Annotated in this window: 8 protein-coding genes and 1 pseudogene; all 9 read right to left on the reverse strand. The window is 48.0% G+C overall.

All coding sequences use genetic code 11. The annotated features are described in order from the left end of the window. Nucleotides 1-472: 472 nt before the first annotated feature. A complete protein-coding gene (locus tag WBG83_RS21780; protein WP_336747482.1) occupies nt 473-3,739 on the reverse strand; it encodes a UvrD-helicase domain-containing protein in 3,267 nt (1,088 codons plus the stop codon). Between the two features lie 31 nt (nt 3,740-3,770). After that, nucleotides 3,771-6,734 (reverse strand): PD-(D/E)XK nuclease family protein, encoded by a 2,964-nt coding sequence (locus WBG83_RS21785; protein WP_336747483.1) that lies wholly within the window; start codon nt 6,732-6,734, stop codon nt 3,771-3,773. A 41-nt stretch (nt 6,735-6,775) separates the two neighbouring features. Continuing rightward, nucleotides 6,776-7,729, reverse strand: coding sequence for a helix-turn-helix transcriptional regulator (locus WBG83_RS21790; protein WP_336747484.1), 954 nt, complete (start codon nt 7,727-7,729; stop codon nt 6,776-6,778). 80 nt (nt 7,730-7,809) lie between these two features. After that, nucleotides 7,810-8,166, reverse strand: coding sequence for an HIRAN domain-containing protein (locus WBG83_RS21795; RefSeq protein ID WP_336747485.1), 357 nt, complete (start codon nt 8,164-8,166; stop codon nt 7,810-7,812). Between the two features lie 157 nt (nt 8,167-8,323). Further along, entirely contained in the window at nt 8,324-9,052 is a 729-nt protein-coding gene (locus WBG83_RS21800) for an ATP-grasp domain-containing protein (RefSeq protein ID WP_336747487.1), read from the reverse strand. A gap of 60 nt (nt 9,053-9,112) precedes the next feature. Next, nucleotides 9,113-10,234 carry a Fic family protein gene (locus WBG83_RS21805; protein ID WP_336747488.1) on the reverse strand — a complete coding sequence of 374 codons (1,122 nt, stop codon included), beginning with the start codon at nt 10,232-10,234 and terminating at the stop codon, nt 9,113-9,115. A gap of 80 nt (nt 10,235-10,314) precedes the next feature. Then, nucleotides 10,315-10,890, reverse strand: coding sequence for a ribonuclease H1 domain-containing protein (locus WBG83_RS21810; RefSeq protein WP_336747489.1), 576 nt, complete (start codon nt 10,888-10,890; stop codon nt 10,315-10,317). Nucleotides 10,891-10,927: 37 nt separating this feature from the next. Continuing rightward, nucleotides 10,928-11,053: a hypothetical protein gene (locus tag WBG83_RS21815; protein WP_336747491.1), complete on the reverse strand. Its 126-nt coding sequence runs from the start codon at nt 11,051-11,053 to the stop codon at nt 10,928-10,930. A 74-nt stretch (nt 11,054-11,127) separates the two neighbouring features. Then, nucleotides 11,128-11,409 (reverse strand): annotated as a pseudogene (locus tag WBG83_RS21820) (phosphohydrolase); the annotation flags it as partial. Between the last annotated feature and the right edge of the window lie 116 nt (nt 11,410-11,525).

Here is an 11,525-nt window from a genome sequence, read left to right on the forward strand (position 1 = left end):
CAATTCGCCCGCCCCTTGAGTAAAGAGGAGAAGCGCGTGTTGGCCAGTCTCGGTTTGGATGAATCGGTTTACCTCGGCTAACTGAATCGACTTGCCTCAGCGATGGTGTTGCTTCTGAAGCCATCGCTACACCCGTTTAACGGCTTGCTGACCCCCAAAAAAGCCATTCGCTACCACATGATCAGGGTGCGGAATGTGAGTTCTTAAGTCAACGCTCTTTGACTATATTTCTTAATCATTATACATAGATGCTTTGACATCAGATTGTCATCAAACATCTGTTCTGCAGCTAAAACGCATCATACTTAATACCTAAGATTCGACAAATACAGTTCAAAACCCTCTTAACTTGGGGAGAAGTAAAGTAGTGGTTATAAATTAAGAACAATATCCAAATGCGGAACCATCAAAAACAATAAAGGAATGCATAAAGTTCTGCTATGCATTCCTCAAAGGAGGGAATTTTGTAATTCTACCGCACACGTTCGTATCTTTTTAGACTAATGAAATACAATCCAGCTTCCTTCACCTGAAATCCAAATGTCTCTGACCAAGCCGTAGCATAAGCCTGAACTTGCGGCGCATAAAAACGGACAAACTGCTGCAACTTGCCCTCGTCAAGCTGATCGGTCTTGAAGTCGACGATTACCCAACCATCCTCTTCTTCAAAGGCGAAGTCAATTACACCCTTCACCAAGAGATTAAAGTCGTTATTGGATTGTTGCGTCAATGCCGCGGCGGCTGTTTCGGACATCGTCTGCTCGTTTGCTGGATATGGCGATGTCTCCCCATTTCTCTGGTGTATCATGATCGGGATTTCAAACAACCGCTGCTTCGCTCGTTGACTACGCTGCCAGAGTTCGCTGTCTAGAACTTCTCGGAGTATTGGCAGAGCAACTTCCTCATCCTTCTCTGAAACCCCTTCGACCTGACAGAGGTATTGAACATACTCAGGCAATTCGTTCATCGAAAGACCTTTTCCAATCGCTTCAAGTCCCTTATGGATTACGCTGCCGAATGATTGGCCTCTCCCATTGGCTGACCATTCCGGTGTGTCGGCCATCCCTTTAGTCAGTCCAGTAACGGTTGCTTCCGCGTAAGTAGGCTGGCGCAGCTGATGGAACACCAGCTCCCTCTGAGCCAAGTAAGCCCCCAAATCAATGGTTGCGATATCTCGTTCCATTTCCTCATCACACTCATCAGTCCCGACATCCACTTCCGGAACATCCAGCTCCCGGATGTGATCCATCCCATCCATTAGCGAGCTCCACGGACATTTCGCCGGCTGCTCAGGGTAGAGGCTGACAACCAGCACTTGTTTCGCCCGCGTCGCCGCGACATAGAGAAGCCTATCCCGCTCCGCACGTATAAAGGCTCGCTCCCGCACACTCATCGCATCCCAGCCAACCGGCTGGGAAATCGTTTCCTTCTGAAATCCTTTCGCTTGCTGTATCAGGAAATAGCCAGCTGCCTCAGCCTCCGAACGATCAACGAACTGGTCAGCATCATGATCCTTTTCTCCACAAGGACATGCGAGAAACACGACAGGCGCTTCCAAGCCTTTTGCCTTATGCACATTCATGATCCGCACCGCTTGCCCCTTACCCGTGTAGAGGCTGGCGGTTTCCATGCCTTGTCTCTCCCGAATGACCGATATTGCATGCGCCAGTTCATGCCAATCCGATGCAAGCAAGGCGTCACGCTGCAGAAGCTCCAGCATCTTAAGCAAAGTTCCCGACCGGTTGGCCCCTGCTTCCTGCACCGTGGAATAAGGTAAAAGACCAGTGTCCTCTATAATGCGGTGTAGGGCTGCCCATGCAGGCATTTCCTTGACCCAGCCGGCATATTCCCGCAATTTCCGGCATGCAGCGGCAACTTGACTACCCAGTTCTGCTGCTTCCTCCGGCAGCCGAAAAATTGACCATGCATTTCCTTGAGCTCGATACGCCATCAGTTCCTTGTCGCTAATACCGAATAGAGGCCCACGCAAGACGCTCAGCATCGCCACTTGGTCAGACGGATCAGCCAAATAGAGGGCTAATTGTCCAAGTGTATGAAGCTCGGGATATAAGGCAGAGCTTCCAACTGTTTCCGCAGCTACGCCCCTCTTCTCGAGCTCTTCCGCATATAGGTGCAAATAATGCCTTGTTCTTGTCAAAATCAGAAAATCACTGGGCCGCGCCTCTCTAAACACCCAAGCTGCGCCATCCCGCTCCTCAATGTGCAAATTCCCATCGCGGCAAGCCCACGCTATGGTTGCGGCAATACACTCGGCGTCAACCGCTGCTACTGCATCCTTGCCTCCCGGAATTTTCGGATACGTAAGCGCATATATCCCGTGGTTCGCTTTCTTACTTGCTTTGGGATTGGGTATATTCGTTTCCATCCGGACATACGCTGCTTGAACATCGCTTTCCCGAATGGGAAACTTGCCGACGAATTGCCCATTCACAAAAGCGCCTATCGCATCGATGGAACGGAAATTGCTGTACAAGTGAAGTACATCTCCACATGCATGAATCCGCGACTTCACCTCGTTATAGATGGAAATATCCGCACGGCGAAAACGATAGATGGACTGTTTGGGATCGCCCACGACAAACAAGGAACCAGGCTTAGGCGTAAACTTTCGCCAGTTCCGTTCATTCGGGTCATCGCTCTCTCCCGTTAAGAGAAACATCATTTCCGCTTGGACCGGGTCGGTATCCTGGAACTCGTCGACCATGAGCCGTTGGTAGCGTCCTGCGAAAAACGCGCGAACCTCCGGGTAATCACGCAGCAGACAGCATGCATACATCAAAAGATCCTGGAAGTTCAGCTTTCCAGCCTGCAATCGCCGTTTCCTGCAATAATTCAACGCAGGTAAGACAAATTGAATGACCTTCGGATACAAGTATTCCCGCCACGATTGAAGAAAAGGGTAGAGGACCGTGATCTGCCAAGCGTGAAATTGTTCGGAGATGGCTTTGGCTTGCTTCTTCTCCGTCCACTTGTACTGCTTCACATCTAGTTTGAAGTCAAACATCTTGGCAAGCGTAAGCATCAGCCTATCGTCCTGCTCCTTCGACAAGAGCAGCATGCGATTCGCAGCACGCAGTTTAGCCTGAAGATTATCCCACCCCTTCTCCGGTTCAGCCGTCGGCATAAACCTGCTTGCTTCTTCAATCATGGGAAGCAGGGAGAGCCGGATCAGGTTGAACTCAGGACGTTGAACTGGTTCACAAGGGATCTGGAGGTCCGTAAAAAGAGATACACGATCATAGACATTTTTCAGAATGCTGACATCGATGTCCACCTCGCCAAAGGAAGCAAGAGCCTCACTATCTTCCTCCTGCAGCCGAATCAGATATTCATCCCAGCATTGATCGCGGAACGCACGATTCATCTCTTCGTCCATTTCTTCAAAAGTAGGGTCCAATCCGGCCTCAATCGGACGCTCGCGAAGCATGGAGGAGCAGAACGCATGGATCGTTCCGATGAAGATGTGGTCTAAATTGGATAAAGCTTCTTCCAATCGTTCTCTAGTTTCGCCTTCAACATCAGCCGCTTTCCGTTCCAAAGCCATGCGGAAACGCTCCTTCATCTCATCCGCCGCTTTATTCGTAAAGGTGATCGCCGCAATCTGCTCGATTTTAGCCGTACCGGTCACGATGAGCGCCAGCAATCGGCCTACCAAGCTGGTTGTCTTGCCCGAGCCTGCACCGGCTTCTACCAGAAAAGTAGTACCAAGCTCTTCCAATACCCTCGTTCTCGCGTATTGATCGGACGGTTCATTCAAGATTCTCCACCTCCAGCAGCGTGAGCAGCAGCTCCGTATTCGCTTCTTCCTTGCGTTTATGGACCATCATCTCTGCGTGATCTCCGCATACAGCCGCATAGTCGCAATAGCGGCAGACCCCCGTGTCAGATGCAGGAATAAACACTCCCTGTTCCATCGACGAAAGAATTCTCCGGATCACCTCGGTAACCCGGTGACGTTCACTTTGTGACCGTGCAATCACTTGCCCTTGTCCCCGTTCGCTCGGAAAGACATAAGCCGCTTCAAGCACTTTTGCATCAGAATCCAAACCCGTTTGCTGCAACCAAAGCTCCGTACCCCAAGCATAAAGTGCGTGCTGAAGCTGTGTGCCGCCGACGAACACACCATTTTCCTTGTAAGGGCGGGGGCTGCCGGTCTTGTAATCGATAATGCGATATTGATACGGCGCAACTTGATCGATTCGGTCGACGATCCCGCGAAGCGAAATAGCCGTGCCGTCTTCAAGCTCAAGGCGCAGCGGCTGTCCGTCCACGATGAGCTCTTGTTCGAAAAACCGCGGAGTCGTCTTACCCTGCACTTCCATTCGAAAGAACACTTCCACATCCCTGAGCATCGCTTGCCGCTCCTTCTCAAACACATGAGGGCTCGGTGCCGGAATCCGCTCAGCATACGCAAGAATGGTTTCCTCGGCGATCCGAAGCAGTAGGGTATAATCGTGCGTAATCAGCATGTCATGACTTGCACAGACTTCTGTCATATAACGCCGATAAACCTCGTGCAGCAGCGAGCCTCTTTCATTCGGCTTCAGCCAGGAGGTACGATCAAAGGTCACCTGATCTTTCACGCGAATTCCCAATACATATTGGAAAAAATAACGCATCGGACATTCCGCATACTTTTCCAGTTGACTGGCACTAAGCGTCCGTTCGGACAGGCCGCTCCAATAAGCAATCCATTCTTCCCCCGCTATATATCCGTCATGCTCCGTCACTTGTGTGCAGCCGCGTGCTTCAAGGGCCGTTCTGCCTTGATGGAGCAAAGGATAGACCGATTCAATGACGGCCTGCCGGTCCCTCTGAAGGCTTGCATGCGCATGGATATGCCCAAAAACGTAATGAGCTCCGTCCAATGGCAATTTATTTGGTTCAGTAGAGGAAGGCTTTTCTACATCTAAATATCCGGCCGGTTCCCCTAAACTACGGTGCAGCATCTCATAGTCCGCATTCGGCTCCCCCGTTGCTTTGCGGAATGCCTGTAGAAGCTGAAAAGCCGGACTTACAGTCGTTCCTTCGGCCAGGTCATACGACGAGAAGCTCAATGTAAGATCGCCGCTCATCATCCCTAGGCGTCCATCGCGATGGCGCTGCAGTTCTCTTTGTCTCTGCACCGCTGTTGGCAGCTCAGCGCCGATCCGTCTGCATTCCTCATCGATCAGCATGGGATTTTGCCGGATATTCCCGGACCACGAATGTTCATCCATCCCGAGCAGAAACGTGTGTTTTCTCCCGCTGATCCCCCCATTTGCCAAACTCGATACGTACAAGGAGCCGGGCTTGGGCAACGGTTGCCCCCCGACTCGAAGCTTCTGCAGCATGTCCCTGACATATAAGAACCCTTGTTGTAGCGGCATCGAGTCCGGCACGGGACATTCCTGCAGCTCCTTGCCCATATCTTTCATCTCCTGCCGAACGATCGCATCCTCTTCCACTCTGCACACGCCGAATCGATCTAGGATTTTAACGAGCCATCCCCAAATGCTTGCAGGAGAGCAGAGCGCCGCTTCGTCTGGAAACAGTTCTTCTAAGAGGTTGGTAAGATGGTTCTTGATCTCGTCATCCCGCTGTTGTTGTTCCGTTCGCTTGAGTTCTTCGGGTCTTTCATCTGAATCCCTTTGGGAACGAACATGTACTGACCCCAGTATTTTGGTATACCGTTCTTTTCCCCAGCCAATGCCGCTTTTCTCCAGGGCCCGAATACAATCCGCATTCGTTATTCCTTTGTCACGATCGGAGAACGTGATCAATTGCTGCTGCAGCATGGATACGAGCTGCCGCACCTGGTAACCGGACTCCAACCAGTTCAGCAGAAAATGTGCGGCTCTTCCTATCCCGGATGTTGTCACAGGCAACCCGTCTGCGAAGGAACAGGGAAGACCTAGAGAAGCACACATGGTCGAAATGGCCAGCGCATATTCCGCGTCCGGTACGATCATCTCGACTTCATCCAACGGAATCTGCCCCTGAATGATTCGTCTTAATGCTTCACGAACCTCCGCCAGCTTCCCTGTCGCATGATAGAACTGAACCTCGCCGAACGGCAATGTGGAGTTAGTGTCAGTGAAGGAAGCATCCGTTTTTATTTTCGTCATCCGGCCATTGGACAACCGCTCCAACATCTTGGTAGAAACCAGTGGAAGCGGCATAGGGTCTGGCAGGATAAGTTCCACGTTTTCCGGCAATGGGGCTGATAGATACGACAAAAGGCCGGGAAAATCGGTCCATTTTCGCTGCTTCAGAAAAAGCTCATACGCTGACAATACCTTTCGGACATAGCAGCCTTTTTGCTGGCTCAAAAAATGATCGTCTCGAAGCTCCTCCGCTCTCACTCCAGCACGGCGCAGATCCATAATCGCTTTGTGCACATGCATAGCAATACCGGGCTTGACTTGATCCATGAAGATGTAGGAATCAGGCTCGGAAGCCATTTGATCCATGACACGATGGACCATCCAAAAGGACCGCTGATCCCCGATCAAGGTCATCCCCTGTTTATATAGGGACAACTCAACCTGACTTTGTATGAAGGATTGGACGGCATGGACCTCGACGTTCATAACCGGCCCTAATTCTCGGCTTATCCGGATGAGCCAGGACTGCCCCTCCATATAGGAGGGGGCGATGACAATCTTGCGGAGAAATGGCTCTTTACGGATTGACTCATACAAACGCCATAGAAACGTTCCTTCTATGTTCAAAACGGATCCCTCCCTCTCGTTTCTCGCTCGACATTGGCACCTTACTCCCTGTACAACTGTCCCCAACGTATGAGTTGTTCCTTAAACTTCTCCCGGACAGATGCAGGCTCTAAAATCTCCGCCGATGGTCCATACTGAACCACCCAATTCATAAACTCCCGTTCGTGATTGACGGTGACCTCGAATAATAAGCTTCCGTCCGGCAGGTCGGTCATTTTCGGTCTCACGAACAATTCTTCTTCCTTCACATACCTTACGACATCCGGGTGAAATTTGATCTTGAAGGTGATTAAGGAATCCCCTCGTTCAATGGACCAGGTGTGCTTCATATAATGAACGATGTTAAAATCACCTTTATCGAAACGATTACCAGTCAACTCTACGTGACGGAAACGGCTGATCCGAAACGTGCGAATTTCCCGCTTGGCACGACAATAGCCGATCAAGTAAAACTGTTGATCACGCGGAACTAGGCAGTACGGATCAATTTCGCGCTCTGTTAATTCATTTCTGTACTGTGAATGATACACAGAGCGGATGGTCTTCTTGGCTATGATCGCTTCCATAATGAGTAGCAAGAAATTGGTATGGTTCTCCCGATGAGCTGGAGTCCCCATTTGAATCATATCCGCGACATTTTCCAATGTATCGTAGTGTTTCCGGGTCTCTTTCACATGGGTGGCCATCACCTTGTCATAGGCAGATTCAAAACCTGGGGGCAATTTGCTAGTGTCGAGCACGGATGGCAAGACAGAAAACACCAACGCTTCCTGCTCCGTGAAATTCAGCGGGTACATGGCGAAATTCCCCACAAAACGGTATCCTTTTCCATAACCTTCATTCGTAATTGGTGCAATCAAATCCAAAATTCTCATATCTCTGTAAATCGTTCGATCCGTGGTCTCGCATTTATCCGCCAGCTCCTTGGCCGATATTCCCGGATTAGCTTGTATAGCAAGCAGCATTTTATGGAGCCGTATCACTTTATCTGACATATCGCGTCTCCTGACATGGCATATGTAATGTAAATCCTTATCATAAATGGAAATTCGACATTCTTCCTAGTTCTTCCTGCCTATTGGCAAGGGGAAAGCGAAACATCCTCTGTCGTTTTGATGATGTACACTTCCTCTAGGCCCGGCGTAAGTTCAACAATTGCCGTTTCCTTCACGACAAATCGCACCACGCCACAAACATGCTGCTCAAACGTATCATAAATACGCCCGGCACTGCGACATCCTTTCGGTACGGTATGAGGATTGTTGGCGACATAGCCGATTTTGCCTAGTGGGATCATATCTGCTTTTATCGCCTCATGGTCATGAGGATTATCAGGATCTTTGATTAAGTGAACAATCTGCCCCGGTTTCAGAAATGCAGCCCCAAAATAGTGCTGGGTGCCTGTGATGGCGATATAAATCGGTTGATCCAATGTAATCACTCCCGTATGTCTTTCCTTCATTATGGCGGAACACAACGACCATAGATTGTCAGCGAATGTATGTTCCACACAAAAACTCCACCTGATTTGAAGGTGGAGTTGACAAATTCAATGCCAAACTTACTTGGCTTCTATGTTTTATCATGACTTAAAAGGCGCATTCATCAGTCGTATTCGTCAATTCTGACCATCTTGCGGATAATAACTTCGCATAGTCCAAAGAAAACATTCCATAATGCCCCAGTGCATACCCGTCGTTTACTTCAATTAATAAAGTTTCCCCTTTATCGGTTATACCAATATCTACAGCATATCCTTTAGGAGCGGACTTGAACTGCATGACGATATTTTCAATGACCCGATAGTCAAAATGCGACCTCCAGTTCCCCCGATACCTGCGAACATCTAGAATATTCCCGTATCTGACGAAGCATCTCCACTCTGCTACGAATTTGACCACATCCGAGCATAATATCTCAGGATCTTCACCATATGTCCCGCATCCCATTAAGTCCTTAGTGCCTCTAACCACAACTCCGGTAAACTTTTTATCCTCAACCGGCTTAATGAATACATTCCATTTCTCTGGATTATTTGCGATCACACTCAGTCTTGACTTCCACACATTTCTTCCTAAAAATGCAGTTAATTCTTCTGGATAGTCCATTTCAGGTGCAACAATATCATATTTGCTAAGCATGGTTCTGACATCATCGACATAACTGACAATAACGTCTTCCTTTTGATGATCAGGCAATTCATTTACGTCTTGAAAATAGCGTATTTCAAAACCCATTTGTTTAAATCCGTCATAAGCAGCATAAAAATTATGATTCGCGATTTCATTATCAGGGCCTTTTTTTAGGTATATCTTCAATAGTAACTCACCACCTCAAATCGAATATTCCCATGAAAGAACATTGCAATCTTGAATGATTTACTTTAGAAAATGAGCAAACTTTTCCGGAGCAATCCGAATGTCTTGAGCCAGCTTCTCGTATTCCGCGGATAGTTTAACCGAACGAACTCTTTTGGCCTCTGGAACGCGCGGCTCAATGAATCCTTCTTCTCTCCAATGACTTACCTTTTCCCTTATAGAACGATCCGACAACCGAAGCAGGTCCCTCATCTCAGTTGTCGTTAGGGTGTCTTGTTTAAAGGTTAATTGAGCGAACACCATTCTTTGCTGGGGATCTAACCTGCGAATCAAATCCGGTTCGATTTTCGTCATTTGGACAGATTTCTCCGTTACGATGGCTGCGGCTTCTTGAAATACCTCCGCCAAGCCATCGATAAAGAATTCCAACCATGGCGTCAGGTCTGCCTCATTCCTACCAAAATAATAGTTGTGATGGAGGCCCAACTGGAGTCGGCGATAATATTCAGCCAAGTTACGGTCATAGAAATTCTCGAGTACGAATAAGCCCTTTAAGCCATATCCGCCGCGGCGTAAAAGATAGGTCGTAATCATCCGGGCCGTTCGGCCATTCCCGTCCATATACGGATGGATCGTCAGAAACTGCCACATGAAAATCCCCGCTTTGATAGGAACAGGAACCGAATAGGTTTCAGGCGAATTCACCCATGCCACCAGATCCTCCATTAATACAGGGACATCATTCCATTCCGGCGGCAAATAAAAACCGGAAGCATTGCGACTGCCTACTTGATTTTGTTCTTCGCGATAGTCGCTAATACGTGGTCTTCGTCCGTGCGATATTCGGATAATGGCATGCAGCTTTTTAATAAATTCCTCTGTGACCGGGAGCTGCCTTTTTTCGGCTTCATCCAGGTATTCCAAAGCTTTCATTAAGTTATAAACTTCCTGCTCTTCATTGTCATCGCTGGTTTGGTACAAGACTTTTCGCTTCGTCGCTTCGTCAAGCGTGTTTCCTTCCATTTTCGTTGAAAGAATAACCGTCTTTTCCATAGATTCTTTCTTAAGCAAATCCAGAATAGATGCGGGCAATGGAAGCATATCCACTACAACACTGGCGCGTTGTATATCCATTAGTCTGCGGGCAATGGTGTCCGTTATTGAATATTTGGGTGTGAACATAAAATCACCTTCCTCAATAACATTATACCATTGCCGCTATTTTGCCGCAAAGTCATTGTTCGATGGAGTTCATGCGACTTTTATTGATTACTGTTTTTTTCTCCAAGGATTAAATCAATCCATTCCTTATGTTCACGCCAACCATTCAAGACACGGATGCCTTGATATGCAAGCTTTTTTACCCATTCGGTTTCTGAACGCAGGGAATCTGCTTTTGTTGGCTGGGTATCAACGATCTGGAATTCCGGTTCGAGGCCATCCTTCCGGATACTTGCAATCCACTTTTTGTAGGCTCTATGTTTGTAAGAATCACGTAAATGGCCGGTTTTTCGATGTTCCATATCATGGGTTTGTCCAACGTAAAAGGGCATCTGTATTCGAGGATCAATAATTAGGTAGGTGTAATACGGCCCTTGTTCTTCCTCTTCTACAATAGACTGAGTTTTTGTAAAAATCTCTGATTGATCAAAATGATAGTTGGGAGATTGTGTTTCTGAGGACATCTGCCTCCACCAAATTTCTGCAAGTTCTAACGTTGAGAACGATTTATACACAGCCCCTTTATATCCTGTAACGTTTTGTTGGGCTCCTCCGTCCCATTTGTTATATATTCCTGGATTTTCACCCTTTACTACGACGTAGAATTTACTTTTCATGGATTTCCTCCCCACTGGTCATTGTTCCAGGTCTCATCTACTTTTTCTCAAGTAGGGCGCGGTTGAACTCCTCATCGGTAATTTCTTCATTAAGCCGCTTCCGTAGGAGTTCTTTTTCTTCGTCATTCAGTTCAGCATCTTCGTAGGACCAGGAAGCATTCATCCTCCTAAAGATTTTCTCAAATTCTTGCCGTGATATTTTCATAGGTCTCTATACCCGTTTCGAGAGATTTAATTTTACAGTGTCATCCGGTACAACGCTTTATTCTCCAGCCCTCGGATCGGATGTGTCCATAACTCTTTGTCCGAAGTGGCACTCAGCGCGTCCTCCGCCATCTGGAGTTTGGCATCCAATGCGTCGATATGATGCAGCGCTACCGCTTCCGCCGTTTGCGGTTGTACCGGGCTTCCCCATTCCCCGAGATTATGGTGGGAAAGAATAAGATGCTGCAATCCGATCACTTGTTCCGAATCGAACGGAAGTTCCAGCCGCAATGCGGCTTCGGTAATCCAACTAGTGCACTAAAACTTAAATATAACAACAGTTAAAAGCAAAGAACCTTGCCTTTATAAGTCCATTTAAAAGGCTTGGCCATGGTGGAGTTGAAGTAGTCGATAAACGCAAACACTTGTTT

The sequence above is a fragment of the Paenibacillus sp. y28 genome, from assembly GCF_037137075.1.
In the GTDB taxonomy this organism is placed as follows: Bacteria; Bacillota; Bacilli; order Paenibacillales; family NBRC-103111; genus JBBBNV01.